Raw genomic sequence first — 13,926 nt, forward strand, 5'->3', positions numbered from 1 at the left:
CTCCGAGCGTGGACCCGATCACGAACCCCTACGCCCCCGGCGCGGGCCAGCGCCCACCTGAGCTCGCCGGTCGCGACGAGCAGCTGCGCACCTTCGACGTCGTGCTCGAGCGCATCGCCCGCGGCCGGTCGGAGCGATCCATCGTGCTGACCGGCCTGCGCGGCGTCGGCAAGACGGTCCTGCTCAATGCGCTGCGGTCGTCGGCCGTGCGGGCCGACTGGGGCACCGGCAAGTTCGAGGCCCGGCCCGACCAGCGGCTGCGCCGACCTCTTGCCGCGGCGGCCCACCAAGCGGTGCGCGAGCTCGGTCACCCGCGAAGCGACGACGTCGACCAGGTGCTCGGCATCATCAAGGCGTTCGCGCTGCGCGAGTCGCCGAACGGCGCCAAGCTGCGCGACCGCTGGCAGCCCGGCATCGACGCGCCCACGGTGTCGGGGCGGGCCGACTCGGGCGACATCGAGATCGATCTCGTCGAGCTCTTCACCGACATCGGCGGGCTCGCGGCCGACGTCGGCAAGGGCGTCGCCTTCTTCATCGACGAGATGCAGGACCTCGACCCCGAGGACGTGTCGGCCCTCTGCGCGGCGTGCCACGAGATCTCGCAGTCGGGCCTGCCGGTCATCGTCGTCGGCGCCGGACTCCCACACCTGCCGGCCGTGCTGTCCGCGTCGAAGTCATACTCCGAGAGGCTCTTTCGTTACTCACGCATCGACCGCCTGCCTCGCGACGCCGCCGACCACGCGCTCGTCGGACCCGCCTCCGAGGAGGGCTGCGACTTCACGCCCGAGGCGCTCGACGAGATGTATGCCGTCACGGCCGGCTACCCCTACTTCATCCAGGCCTACGGCAAGGTCGTGTGGGACGTCGCGCCGACCTCACCCGTGACCGCCCAGGACATCCGGGTGGCCGTGCCCGAGGCCGAGTCCGAGCTCGCGGTGGGCTTCTTCGGCTCGCGCTTCGAGCGCGCCACACCCGCCGAGCGCGAGTACCTCCGTGCCATGGCCGATGCGGCCATCGTGAACTCGCCTGAAGGCCATGCTGACTCGCACGGTGATGGTGCTGCTGAAACCGGCCCCGCGGCATACGACCGGGATGGCGTCCAGGAGCGTGAGGCGGTGCCGACGTCCGCCGTCGCCGACGTGCTCGGCCGCAAGCCGCAGTCGCTGTCGCCGGCGCGCGACGCCCTCATCAAGAAGGGCCTGATCTACTCGGGCGAGCGCGGCCTCATCGCATTCACGGTGCCCCACTTCGGGCGCTACCTGCGCACCCAGTCCTGAGGGCAGCCGGTCCACGGCGGGCTGCTCAGAGCCGGTCGAGGGCCGCGAGGTAGCGGCGCGTCATCCAGTCCTGCGCAGTTCGACCGAGGGGCCCGCCCAGCCTTGCCAGGAGTGAAGCCGGCTTCGAGAACCCCGACACCGTGAAGCGGATCTCTCCGTCGGCGTCGAGGTCGAGCACGAACCGCTCCTCGCCCGACTCCGGGTGACCGGGAAGAGTGCCGTAGGCGAACCCCTTGCGGCCCGGCTCGTCGACGACCTCGACGACCCGGCACGGGATGCGTAGCGAGAGCGGACCCGGACCGAGCCGCATCACCACGACGGTGCCGGGCTGGGCCGTGGCGCCTGAAGCGTGGACGCGAAGACCGGCCTTCTCGTGCATCCGCCAGCCCATCAGGTCCCGGGCCGCGCCATCGAAGTCCCGCCGCGTCAAGCGCGTCGTGGCCGTGAACTGCCGGTAGCCCGGTGGGAGTGCGTCGGTCCCCGTCTGACTGCTCGAGTACGACAGGGGCGCAGCCTGCAGGGCGGCGGCGTCATGACCCAGCAGCTGGAGCGGCATACCTCCATTGTCACCGCCCAGGCAGAGAGTCTCCTCTTCGAAGACGGAGCAGTTGCCGAACCCGTGACGCTCCCAATGTGCCAGCCAGCGCGTCACCAGTGCGTCCGATTCTGGGCACACTTGGTGGCGGCGGCCTCGCTGCTCGCCGACTTGCCAGACCGCTCAGCCCCGACCAAGGAGAACCGTGCCCAGCAACCTTGATCTAAGTCCGCCGTCCCTGCACGTGCCGGGGCCAACCGCGGCGGCGCACGTGGAATCATCGCTGGAAATCAGAGACTCGAAGGGACTGTGACCTGAATGCAGATGAAGCTGGAGCTGATCCCGCTGGCCGTGTCCGACGTGGACCGGGCCATCGCGTTCTACGAGGGCAAGCTCGGATTCACCAAGGACGTCGACGTTCGGCCGACGGAGGGCATCCGTGTGGTCCAGCTGACGCCGGAGGGCTCGGGCTGCTCGGTCGGGTTCGGGACGGGCCTGGACGTCTACGCAGGTGAGCCCGGCAGCGCCAGGGGCCTGCACCTCGTCGTCGAGGACCTCGAGGCGGCACGTGCGGAGCTCGTCGGCCGTGGTGTGGAGGTCGGCGACATCCACGACTTCGGCGGTGGCGTGCGCGGGGCGAACTTCTCCGATCCCGACGGCAACACGTTCGAGCTGCAGGAGATGGCCTGGCGCACGGGCGCCCAGTACTAGCAGCAGGGCGCAGTTCCGGCGGGAGTGTAGGGTTCCGGCGCGAGTGGTGGCTGCACGGCCCACCTCATCCGGAAACGTGCACCTCTGGCGGACGGGCGCACCCGTTGCGCGGTCGCCGCCAGCCGCTGTCAGCCGATGAGCTCCTGGAGCAGCTCGACGGCGCGGCGGGCGGCGCTGTTGCCGGCCGGGTCGCGCACGACGGCGGCGATGTGCCGCACCGGAGTGGGCGCCGTCAGGGGCAGCACCCGCACCTCGGGCGGAATGATCCGCGCGGCGAGCTGGGGCACGCCGGTGATGCCGACCCCGGCCTTGACGAAGGCGATCGCGGTGATGTGGTCCTGTGCCTGCACCGCGAAGCGCGGCTGGAAGCCTGCCGACTCGCACGCGGCGGCGAAGATGCGCGAGCACGTCGTGTGCGGAAGGTCGTTGCGGATCCAGGTCTCGCCGGCCAGCTGCGAGAGGCTCACCTCCTCCTCGCCCGCGAGCGGGTGGTCGGCGGGGAGGATCACGACGTAGGGGTCGACGGCGAGCGGCACGCGCTTCGACCCGCCCGGGTCCTGCGCCCCGGGGGTGTCGATGACGATGTCGAGGTCGAGTGTCGCGCCGCCGTACTCCGGGATCTCGGTGAGCACGAGCTCGAGGGTGAGGTCGGGCATCTCGGTCGTGAGCCGGCGGGCGAGCGTGGGCATCCATTCCGCACCGGCCGAGGCGAAGTAGCCGATCGTCAGCAGCCCCGAGCGGCCCTCGCGCAGGTCGTCGACGACCCGGTCGAGCCGGCTCAGCTCACCCATCAGCTCGTTGGTGTTCGCGACGAGGGAGCGGGCCGCCGCGGTCGGGGTCAGGCCGCGGCCCTCACGCTCGAAGAGCGTCAGCCCGGTCTCCTTCTGGAGGGTCGAGATCTGCTGGCTGATCGCCGACGCGGTGTAGCCGAGGTTGTCGGCGGCGGCCTGGATCGAGCCGCTGGCCATGACGGATCGGAACACCCTGATGCGGTGCGTGTCGAGCATGCATCGATACTACAGTCGAACTTAAGGGTTGTGAAGAAAGCATCGCTTGTGCTGAATAGTGCAAGGTTGGATCATAGAGGCATGACGACACGCATCCTCTCCCTCGACTCCCTTCGGTCCCTCGCCTCCTCCGCCCGTCGCGGGCACCTGGCCGGCAGCTCCTGGCTCGCCGGCGACCGTGACCTCGACCGCGTCGCCGGCCACCTTCTCGCCGTCGCGCAGGCCGACCCCGAGCGGCTCGCGGCAGTGACCGCCACCCGCGTGGCCGCCCCCGTCGACCTCGGTGCCCACCGTGCACGCGGTGCCCGCGCAGCCGCGACGGCCGCCCGCGGGTCTGCCACGGCCACCTCGCGCTCCAGCGCACCCCACGCACAGGCCAGCTGACCGCGTACGCGGGTCGTCGCGCACACGAGGAACGGCCGGTCGGGCACAGAGCCCGACCGGCCGTTCTGTGCGTCCGCGCATGACGAAAGGGCCGGGCCCCACCCGACCGCCAAGCCATGAGGGAGGGGTGGTGTGGCGATCGATCCCGGCCCTTCCGCTCGTCACGCTACGGGACGAAACGGGCCTGCGGGGACTTGCGGACCCGGCCGATCGGGGGACCCGGGTTTCGCAACACGAGCGTCCGGACGGCATGCTCGGGACATGCCCGCGCCCGTCGACCTCCTGCTCGCTGCCGCCGGCGTGGCGCTCCTCCTGCTCGCTGTCCGGTCGTCGAGAGCCGAGCCGCGACGCTGGCGCAGCGGGGTGCTCCTCACCGGATCCCTCTGGGCCGCAAGCGCGCTCGTGCTCGACCTGCTGTCACCAGTCCCTCCGGTCGCGGCCCTCTTGGCCCTGCCGTGGCTCGCCGCCGTGGTGCTCGGGTTGCTCTTCGCCGGTAGTGCCCTCTCGGCGTCCCTGCGGGACGGTCGCAGCATCGCCGGACTGCTCGCGCTCGCCCTGGGTGTGGCGATGGTCGCTGCGACCGTGCTCGCGACCGCTGCCGTGGCCACCGGCCACTCCCTGCCGGTGGTCGGCGTAGTCGTCCTGCTGCTGCCGGGCTACCCCGGCCTCGCCTTCGTCAGTTATCTCCTCTACTGCCTGCTCCAGAGGCGCGCCGAGCCGCGCCCCGGACCCGTGGCCGTCGTCGTGCTCGGGTCGGGCCTCGTCGACGGCACCGTCCCGACCCTCCTGGCCAACCGGCTCACCGCGGCGATCGAGGTCTGGCACGCCGAGCGGGAGGCCGGCCGCGAGACGCTGGTCCTGCCGAGCGGGGGGCAGGGCGAAGACGAGCCGATGGCCGAGGGCGTCGCCATGGCGGCCTACCTCGTGGCCCACGGCGTGCCCACCAGTGCGGTCGCCACGGAGGACTGCGCGACGACGACGGAGGAGAACCTCCTGCTGTCGCGCGAGATCCTGCGCTCGCGCGGCATCGACGACGACGGGCACCTCCGGGTCGTGACGAGCGGCTACCACGTCGGACGATCGGCCCTCATCACCCGCAGCCTCGGCATCGACGCGGACGTCACCGGTGCCCCCGCGGCGTGGCATTTCGTGCCGAGCGCGTTCCTGCGTGAGTTCCTCGCGGCGGTCACCTACCGCCCGCGCACCAACGTGGCCAGCCTTCTCCTCTGGGCCGGTTCGACCGCCCTGCTGGCGTATGCTGCCTGGCCGCGCTGAGCGCCCAACCCCAGTCAGCCCGTAGCCGGGTCACCCCCGACGACCTGCTTGGTCAGGTCGTCGCGGAGCACCCGCTTGAGCAGCTTGCCGCTCTGGTTGCGGGGCAGCCCGTCGACGAAGTGGATCGCCTTCGGCAGCTTGAAGGGCGCGAGCGAGCCGCGCGCGTGCTCGACGAGCTCGGACTCGGTGACGGACTGCCCCTCGCGCAGCACGACGACCGCGGTGACGGCCTCGACCCACCGCTCGTGCGGCGTCGCGATCACGGCCACCTCGGCCACGGCGGGGTGCGTGTAGAGGGCGTCCTCGACCTCGCGCGAGGCCACCATCACGCCGCCGGTGTTGATGACGTCCTTGATGCGGTCGACGACGGTGAGGTGGCCCTCTTCATCCCGGGTCACGAGGTCGCCGGAGTGGAACCACCCGTCGCGGAACGCCTCCTCGGTCTCGGCGGGCTTGCCCCAGTAGCCGGTGCACAGCTGCGGCGAGCGGTAGAGCAGCTCACCCGGCTCGCCGGGCGCCACGTCGCCCCCTTCGGGGTCGACGACGCGGGCCTCGACGAAGAGGACGGTGCGCCCGCACGCCTCCGGACGCGCCTCGTGCTCCTCGGGCCTCAGAACCGTGGCGAGCGGGCCGATCTCCGACTGTCCGAAGCAGTTCCAGAAGCCGAGGTCGGGCAGGCGCTGCTGCAGCCGGTCACGCACCGGCACCGGCATGATCGAGGCGCCGTAGTACGCCTTGCGCAGGGAACCGAGGTCGGCGCTGTCGAGCGCCGGGTGGTTCGACAGCGGCACCCAGACGGTCGGCGCGAGGAAGAGCGACCCGATGCCCTCAGAGGCGACCTTCTCGAGGATCGTCGGCACGTCGGGCCGGGGGAGCAGGTGGTTCGTCGCCCCCACGGCGAGGTAGGGCATGAGGAAGACGTGCATCTGGGCCGAGTGGTAGAGCGGCATCGAGTGGAGCGGCGCGTCGTCCTCGCGCAGGTCGAGCCCGACGATGCACGAGACGTACTCGTGCACGAGCGCCCGGTGGGTCATCATCGCGCCCTTGGGCTGCGACGTCGTGCCGGAGGTGTAGAGCAGCTGCACGAGGTCGGTGTCGGCCCGCTCGACGTCGAGGGTGGGCACGTCGCCGGCGCTCCAGAGCGGCAGTAGCGCGTCGTCACCGCCGTGCAGCAGCAGCACCTGCTCGAGCGAGGTGCCCTCACGCACCGCCTCGACCGAGTCGCGCAGCGCGACGTCCACCAGGGCCACGCGGGCGCCCGAGTCGTTCAGCAGGTAGGTGAGCTCGCGCCCCGTCAGCGCGTAGTTGACGGGCACGTGCACCAGTCCCGCGCGGGCGCAGCCGAGGAAGGCGAGCAGGTACGCGTCGGAGTTGAGGCCCACGGTCGCCACCCGGTCGCCTCCGGCGAGCCCGAGACCCAGCAGGTGCGCGGCCGCGCGCGACACGGCGTCGTCGAGGGCGGCATACGTCCACGTGCGGTCGTCGAAGACCAGCGCCGTGCGGTCCGGGCGACGCGCGGCGCTGCGTCGGACGATGTCGTCGACCGTGCTCGACTGGGTGTTCGAGAGGGTGACGTTCACTCGGTGGCTCCGTTCGGTGTGGCGAAGGCGGTGATCAGGGCGTCGGCCTCGGGGGTGGCCGACAGCCGCGCGATGGTCGCGGCTTCGTCGACGAGCTGGGCGGCATACGTCCGCTCGGGCGCCAGGCGCAGCAGGCGGGCTGCCTCGCCGACCGCCTCACGGGGCAGGGCGGCGAGGCCGGCGACGACCTCGCCGGCACGTGCGTCGAGGTCGTCGAGGTCGGCGACCTCGGTGACGAGACCCCAGTCGAGGGCCGTGGCCGCGTCGATGGTCGCGCCGGTGAGCAGGAACAGGGCCGCTCGCCGGGCGCCGACCGCTGTCGGGAGCAGCGCGCTCACCCCGCAGTCGGGCGACAGCCCCACCGACGGGTATGCCGCCACGAACGTCGCGTGCTCGGCGGCGACCACGATGTCGGCGGCGAGGAGCAGACCCACTCCCGCACCGGCCGCGGTGCCCTGGACGACGGCGACGACGGGCACGGGCAGTTCGCGCAGGGCCGTGAGGGCGTCGTGGAGCACCCCCGCGAGCTCCGCGACGAAGGCCGGCCGGTCGGGCGCGGCCGCCATGGCCCGCACGTCACCGCCGGCGCAGAAGAGGCGTCCGTCGGCGCGGAGCACGACGACGCGGACGTCGTGGGCCGTCCGGGCGATCTCGGTGACCGCGTCGCGCAGCGCGAGCGCGGCTGGCAGGTCGAGGGCGTTGCCGGCGTCAGGACGGCCCAGCCGGATCGTGGCAACGCCGTCCGACACCGACAGGAGGGGCAGCGTCGTCACCCGGTCATCCTGCCGCGCAACCGTGCCGGGGACCAGAGCCCGTCTCGGAACCGGGAGCCTGCCGGCCCGGCCCGCGCGGCTACCTGAGCAGCGCCGCGATGCCGATCGCGCCGAAGACGCCGACGAGCGCCACGACGGTGAGGCCGGCCACCCACAGGGCGCCGCGCTGCTCGCCGTTCATGCGCTCCTTCCAGCCCTGCTGCTTGGCGACCCCGCGGACGAGGTCGCGACCCTCCCCGGCGCGGAAGGAGTAGTCGACGACCTTGCCCATCGCGCCGGTGTCGGCGTCGACGCCGAACTCGATGCGCCGCGAGTAGCTCATGACGCGGCCCCGGCTGAACTTCTTCATGGCCGTGAGGCTCACGCCGCCCGCGCCCGAACCGCGGTAGCTGACCTGGTTGTCGACGTCGGTGATGCCGTAGCGGCCGTCGTCCTCGAGGTGCACCTCGTGCGTGAAGACGCGCTTGATCCCGTGCGCCGAAGTCAGCGTGAGCCAGCGCTGGCTGGTCACGTCGACGGTCAGGTCGAAGCCGTACGGCTGCTCCGTGACGGCATACGGCGTGCCCTCGGCGGCCCGGCTGACACCCTCGATGAACTCCTGCTTGCTGGTCATGAGCTCCCCTGTGGACGTGCGTGGTGCGGGCGGTCGCCCGACCGGCTCGCGGGCCGGCCCCGAGACTAGCCCTCGAGACCGGCCTCCAAGGCGGCGATGATGCGTGGGCGCATCTCGTGGGCTCCGATGACGGCGTCGACGGAGCCGACCGACACGGCGCGGTGGATGCTGTGCACGCCGTCGAACTCCGAGGCCACCTGGCCCAGCTTCTCGGCCCGCACCGACGTGCGCAGGTCGGCGAGCTCCGTTGCGAGCCGGGCCCGCTCGACCCCTGACGCCCCGGCGACCTGCGCCTCGAGCTCGGTGATGCGCGGGTCGGAGGCCGTGCGGGCGTCGACGTCGCGCGAGAAGACGACGGCAGCAGCCGGTGCACCACCGAGCACCGACGCGAACGAGCCCTCGACCGCGAGCACGGTCATGCGCGGGTTCAGCGTCTTGGAGAACACCACGAAGGCGCCGCCGTGGTAGCGCGAGACGACGGTGAAGACGATCGGGCCGTCGAAGTTGACGATGGCCCGGCCGATCTCGGCGCCGTACTCGAGCTGGAGCGCGCGCATCGACTCCGGTGACCCGTCGAAGCCCGAGAGGTTGGCCAACACGACGACGGGCCGGTTGCCGCTCGCCGCGTTGATCGCGCGGGCGACCTTCTTCGACGACCTCGGGAAGAGTGTGCCGGCCGTGTAGGTGTCGGGGCCGTCGGTGGGCGGGAAGCCCCGTCGCGCAACGGACTTGCTCTCGATGCCGATGAGCGTGACCGGGATACCCGCGAGGTGGGCGTCCTGCACGACGGCGGTCTCGGCGTCGGCCATGCCGGCCCACCGCTCGAGCGTCTCGTGGTCCTGGTCGGACACCGCGCGCATGACCGTACGGATGTCGAACGGCTTCTTGCGGTCGGGGTTGGTGAGCGTGCTGAAGATCTCGCCGACAGACGTGAAGTCCGAGCCCGGTGCGTCGTGCGGGAAGAGCGTCACGTCACGGTGGGTCGGGTCGCTGGTCGGCACGCGCCGCGGACCCGACTCCCCGGGGGCGACGTACGCGTGGTCGTAGTGCGACATGAGGATGTCGCGGGCGCCCGCGAGGTCCTTCGCCCAGTACTGCGCCTGGCCGTTCGGGCCCATGACGCGGTCGTAGCCGCCGATGCCGAAGTTGTCCTCGGCGGAGACACCACCGGAGAAGTCGAGCGACTGCTTGCCGGTGAGCACCATGGCGCTGTCGGGCGTCATGACGAGGATGCCCTTGGTGTGCATGAGCATCGTCGCCTCGGCGTTCCAGTAGGGCTGGGCGCCGACGTTGATGCCGGCGACGACGATGTTGATCTCGCCGCCCGCCTGCGTGAACTCGATGATCCGCTTGAGCGCGCGCGCCACCCAGTCCATGTTCTCGGTGCCGGAGTCCATCGAGATGCGGGCGCCGGCCGAGAGGGAGTACCACTCGAGCGGCACGCGCATGGTCTCGGCGAGGTCGATCGCCGCGATGACGCGGGCGCACTCGGCCTCGGCGACCGAGCCGAGCGACCGCAGCGGGTCACCCGACAGGACGACACGGGTGACGCCCTGGGGGTGGCGCACGGTGGGCGAGGTGACGACGGCGACGATGATGCCGGCCTTGTTGAGCCCCTGCGGCCGGTCGACCGGGACGAGGGCGCCGGTGTCGTCGAGGTCGTGCTCGACGACCGTGCCGCCGTCGCCGGCGATCATCGACTGGAGCTCGTACGGGTAGACGAGCCCGCGGCGGCGGGCCCGGACGACCTTCGAGGCGTAGTCGTCGAGCGGCTTGAGCGGCTCGGTGGGCGGGGCGCCGACGGAGGCGACCACGCCCGAACCCGGCTGGTAGTAGAAGCGGCCCGCGATCGCGAGCGGTGCGGCCTCCGGAGTGCCGGCGACCGTCGCCTGGACGAGGACCTCCTCGATGCCCGCGCCGGCCGTGACCGGGGCGATCTTGCTGCGCAGGGCGGTGAGCTGGCCGAGGTCGGCCTCGATGGTGGGCCAGATCTGCACCCACACGTGGTTCATGTCGAGCTTCGAGGCCTTGGCGCCGCGAGAGGCCCGCACGCGCCGGACCGCCTCGAGGCAGTTGGCGATGGCGCGCTCGACGTGCGGCAGGCCGGAGACCTGGCCGGCGTCGTCACGCACGACGACGATCTGGCGCACCTGGGCCAGGGCGATGAGCCGCGTGTCCTCGGGGTTGTCCTTGGCCACGCACTCGTAGAGCAGGACGTCCTCGGGGGCCTCGAGGCGCGTCACGTCGAAGGCGGTCAGCCGCCACAGGTTGAGGCGCCGACCGACCATCGGGTGCACGCCGCGGACGAGGCGGTCCTCGACGAGCGTGCCGTCGACGGGCCGGAAGGTGAAGTAGCCGACCGGGCGGTCCTGCCCGGCGCTCACCGCGACGGCGACGCGGCGTACGTCCTGGGCGAACGGGAGCTGCTGGAGCAGCGCTGCGAGCTGGTCGCTCGCCTCGTCGGGCGACTGCGGCTCCTGCGGCCAGCGCAGGTACAGGTCGACGACGGACTGGAGGCCCGTGGCGCGCGACCACACGTCGTTGGAGACGGCGGTGTCGAGGGCGCTGCCGGGGGTCAGCTCGTCGACCGAGCCGATGGTCGACGTGAGGTGCGTCGGGCGGTCGTCGAGCGTGTAGTCGGCGACGGCGAACTGCCGGTCGGCCTCGGAGAAGGTGCGCAGGCCGTGCAGCTCGTGCTCGCGGTAGTGCCGCTTGATGAGCACCTCGAGCATCGGCTCGTGCTCGGGCAGGCTGTCGGGCGACTGCTCGTGCAGGCGCTCGGCGAGGAAGCGCACGATCTGCTCGGGGATGGCCGCCAGCTCGTCGACGCGGGCCGCGTGGTCGGGGGCGTCAGGCTCTGCGGCGAGGGCGGCCAGCTTGGCGCGCACCCCGGCCAGCACGCTCTCACGGTCCTCGTCGACGAGGGGCTGGTCGAACCAGCGGAAGCGCACGCTGCGGGCGAGGTCGCCGATGACCGGGAAGCGCAGCTGGGTCGCGACAACGAGACGGTCGAGCGCGTCACGGGCCGCGACGTCGAGCGGCGCCTCGGGGATGGGCTCGGCGAGCCAGCGCTGGAGGATCGAGGTCGCGAGCTGCACCTCGGGGGCCGAGCGCTGCTGGGCGAGGAAGACGCGGAACACCGCCTCCTCGAGGTCGGGCGTGCGCTCGAAGTCGGCGACGCCGTAGTGGCGCAGCACCCGGGCGAGCTTGTCGCGGAAGTCCGCCGACAGCCCGGCCCGCTCGACGTCGAGGCTCTGGAGGTAGGAGTGGAAGTGCTCGCGTGGGCTGTGCACGAGCAGCTCGGTGTGGCGCTCCTCGGCGGCGGGCCGGTTGCGGCTCAGTTCGGCGAAGTCCGTGATGAGGTCGAGGACCGCGATCTCCTCGCCGAGCGGCACGGCACCGCCGGCAGCCAGCTCGTCGCGCGCGGTGAGATAGCCGGAGAGCATCCGGGCGTTGCCGGTCGGGTCGATGTCGAAACCGAGCACGCTCGCGGAGAGGTCCTCGATGCCGCGGTCGACCCGCTCACGGACGGTGGCGGTGTGGGAGCTCGCGTCGGGCAGGTCGAGGTCGACGCTGTCGGAGTCGGCGGTCTCGGCGACCTCCTCCTCGCCCGTCGGCTCGAGGCGCACGAGCGGCGCCCCGGTCTCGACCTGGCTGCCGACGGAGACGAGCAGCTCGCGCACCCTGGCCGCGAACGGCGCAGGCAGCACCGTCTCCATCTTCATCGACTCGAGCACGAGCACGGGGGCGCCGGCGGCGACCTCCGCGCCGGTCTGGACCGGGGTGGCGACGACGAGAGCGGGCGCGGGCGAGCGCACGACGCCGCCCTCGTCGCGGCTCACCCGGTGCGTCACGCCGTCGACCTCGACGAGGTGCACGGGGCCGTGGGTGGCGGTGACGAGGCGGTGCGAGCGGCCCTCGACGACGATGCGGCCGGCATACTCGTCGATGCGGTCGATGGTCGCGTCGACGACGTGCGGCTCGGCGCCGTTGGTGATGCTGACGCGATAGCGATGGCCGGCGGTGCGCAGCACCATGACCTTGTAGGCCGTGCCGCGCAGCTTGAGGTCGATGGCGCGGCCGACGGCGTGCTGGACCTGCGGGCGTCCACCGCGCGCGGACTCGAGCAGGCGCGCCCGCTCGATGGCCTCTGCGTCCTCGTAGGCCTCGATGCCGGCGGCGACGAGCGCGACGCCCGAGTGGCGGTGCGACACGAGGCGGCCCTCGGCGCGCACTCGGTCGATCCAGCCGGTGTCGGCCGAGCCGTCGATGATCTCGGGCTGGTCGAGCAGGTCGAGGATGAAGCTCTTGTTCGTCGAGCCGCCGTCGATGACGACAGTCGTCTCGGACAGGGCTCGGCGCAGGCGGGCGAGCGCCTCGTCGCGGTCGCGGCCGTAGGCGATGATCTTGGCGATCATCGAGTCGAAGTCGGCGGGGATCGAGTCGCCTTCTCCGACACCGGTGTCGACGCGGATGCCGGGGCCTGCCGGGAACTGGAGCAGGCTGATGTGGCCCGGGCTGGGTGCGAAGTCGCGGTCGGGGTCCTCGGCGTTGAGGCGGGCCTCGACGGCATGGCCGCGCTGGGTGGGGCGACCGCCGGGCAGGTCGGCGAGGCGACCCCCGTTCGCGACGAAGATCTGGAGCTTGACCAGGTCGGTGTCGGTGACGACCTCGGTGATCGGGTGCTCGACCTGGAGGCGGGTGTTGACCTCGAGGAAGGCGAAGAACCGGTCGCCGGGGTGGTAGAGGAACTCGACGGTGCCCGCCCCGGCGTAGCCCACGGCGATCGCGAGCCGCTCGGCGCTGGTGCGCACCTCGTCCTCCTGCTCGGGGTTGAGGACGGGTGAGGCGGACTCCTCGATGACCTTCTGGTTGCGGCGCTGCACGGAGCAGTCGCGCACGCCCACGGCCCACGCGGAGCCCTGGCCGTCGGCGATGACCTGCACCTCGATGTGGCGGGCTCCGGTGACGAGCTTCTCGAGGAAGACGACGCCGGAGCCGAAGGCGCGCTCGGCCTCGTCACGGGTGCGTTCGTACGCGTCGGTGAGGTCGTCGTCGGAGTCGACCCGACGGATGCCGCGACCGCCGCCACCGGCGGTGGCCTTGAGCATGAGGGGGTAGCCGATGCGGGCCGCGGCTGCCTTCGCGTCGTCGAGGGTGTCGACACCGCCGCGGCTCCACGGCGCGACGGGCACACCGACCTCCTCGGCGATGAGCTTGCTGCCGATCTTGTCGCCCAGCTTGCGCATCGCCTCGGGGCTCGGGCCGATGAAGGTGACGCCGACGCGCTCGCACAGCTCGGCGAAGGCGGGATCCTCGGCGACGAAGCCCCAGCCGACCCAGGCGGCGTCGGCCTTCGTCTCGCGCAGCGCCTTCTCGAGCACGGCGTGGTCGAGGTAGGGGCGTGCCGATGCCGGCCCGAGGTCGTACGCGTGGTCGCTCTCGCGGACGAACATGGCCCGCCGCTCGCCCTCGGTGTGCAAGGCGATCGTCTCGATGCGGTGGCCGCCGGGGCCTGCGCCGGCGTTGAGGTCACGCACGGCGTGGATGAGGCGCATGGCGGCCTCACCGCGGTTGACGATCGCGATCCGCGAGATCATCGAGGGGGTCTCCTTCGTCGTGCCGCCGCCCGGTAGGGCGCGTGGCGCTCGTCACGCCACACCCGCAGCCTTCCACTCATCGATGGCGACCCGCGAGTAGACATCGCGGAGGTTTGCCGACAGGCCTCGTGGAACCGTCTCTCGGTCGCCCACGTCTGCAAGACTGCGCCG

At 72.0% G+C, this 13,926-nt stretch carries 10 protein-coding genes; 4 read left to right on the top strand and 6 right to left on the bottom strand.

The genetic code is table 11. From position 1 onward, the window contains the following. Nucleotides 1-8: 8 nt before the first annotated feature. Nucleotides 9-1,277 (top strand): ATP-binding protein, encoded by a 1,269-nt coding sequence (locus AC1DE0_RS07960; protein ID WP_478098997.1) that lies wholly within the window; start codon nt 9-11, stop codon nt 1,275-1,277. 25 nt (nt 1,278-1,302) lie between these two features. Here the strand turns inward: AC1DE0_RS07960 and AC1DE0_RS07965 are convergent, their stop codons facing one another. Next, nucleotides 1,303-1,833, bottom strand: a complete 531-nt coding sequence (locus tag AC1DE0_RS07965) for a DUF1990 family protein (RefSeq protein WP_478099000.1) — start codon at nt 1,831-1,833, stop codon at nt 1,303-1,305. A gap of 297 nt (nt 1,834-2,130) precedes the next feature. Between AC1DE0_RS07965 and AC1DE0_RS07970 the strand changes: the two genes are divergently transcribed. Continuing rightward, a complete protein-coding gene (locus tag AC1DE0_RS07970) occupies nt 2,131-2,523 on the top strand; it encodes a VOC family protein (protein ID WP_478099004.1) in 393 nt (130 codons plus the stop codon). 128 nt (nt 2,524-2,651) lie between these two features. Here AC1DE0_RS07970 and AC1DE0_RS07975 read toward each other — a convergent pair whose 3' ends face one another. Beyond that, nucleotides 2,652-3,530 carry a LysR family transcriptional regulator gene (locus AC1DE0_RS07975; RefSeq protein WP_478099008.1) on the bottom strand — a complete coding sequence of 293 codons (879 nt, stop codon included), beginning with the start codon at nt 3,528-3,530 and terminating at the stop codon, nt 2,652-2,654. Between the two features lie 81 nt (nt 3,531-3,611). Between AC1DE0_RS07975 and AC1DE0_RS07980 the strand changes: the two genes are divergently transcribed. Together AC1DE0_RS07980 and AC1DE0_RS07985 are read left to right on the top strand one after the other, a co-directional pair. Further along, nucleotides 3,612-3,914 (top strand): hypothetical protein, encoded by a 303-nt coding sequence (locus AC1DE0_RS07980; protein ID WP_478099011.1) that lies wholly within the window; start codon nt 3,612-3,614, stop codon nt 3,912-3,914. Between the two features lie 261 nt (nt 3,915-4,175). Beyond that, nucleotides 4,176-5,189, top strand: a complete 1,014-nt coding sequence (locus tag AC1DE0_RS07985) for a YdcF family protein (RefSeq protein WP_478099013.1) — start codon at nt 4,176-4,178, stop codon at nt 5,187-5,189. Between the two features lie 14 nt (nt 5,190-5,203). Here AC1DE0_RS07985 and AC1DE0_RS07990 read toward each other — a convergent pair whose 3' ends face one another. From AC1DE0_RS07990 to AC1DE0_RS08005, 4 genes are all read right to left on the bottom strand, one after another. Next, nucleotides 5,204-6,769, bottom strand: a complete 1,566-nt coding sequence (locus AC1DE0_RS07990) for a fatty acyl-CoA synthetase (protein WP_478099015.1) — start codon at nt 6,767-6,769, stop codon at nt 5,204-5,206. Further along, nucleotides 6,766-7,542: an enoyl-CoA hydratase/isomerase family protein gene (locus AC1DE0_RS07995; protein WP_478099017.1), complete on the bottom strand. Its 777-nt coding sequence runs from the start codon at nt 7,540-7,542 to the stop codon at nt 6,766-6,768. The genes AC1DE0_RS07990 and AC1DE0_RS07995 overlap by 4 nt, the downstream gene beginning before the upstream one ends. A gap of 79 nt (nt 7,543-7,621) precedes the next feature. Next, nucleotides 7,622-8,155, bottom strand: a complete 534-nt coding sequence (locus AC1DE0_RS08000; RefSeq protein ID WP_478099020.1) for a hypothetical protein — start codon at nt 8,153-8,155, stop codon at nt 7,622-7,624. A gap of 65 nt (nt 8,156-8,220) precedes the next feature. Continuing rightward, entirely contained in the window at nt 8,221-13,755 is a 5,535-nt protein-coding gene (locus tag AC1DE0_RS08005; protein ID WP_478099022.1) for an ATP-binding protein, read from the bottom strand. Between the last annotated feature and the right edge of the window lie 171 nt (nt 13,756-13,926).

It is taken from the genome of Terrabacter sp. 05T424, assembly GCF_056396225.1.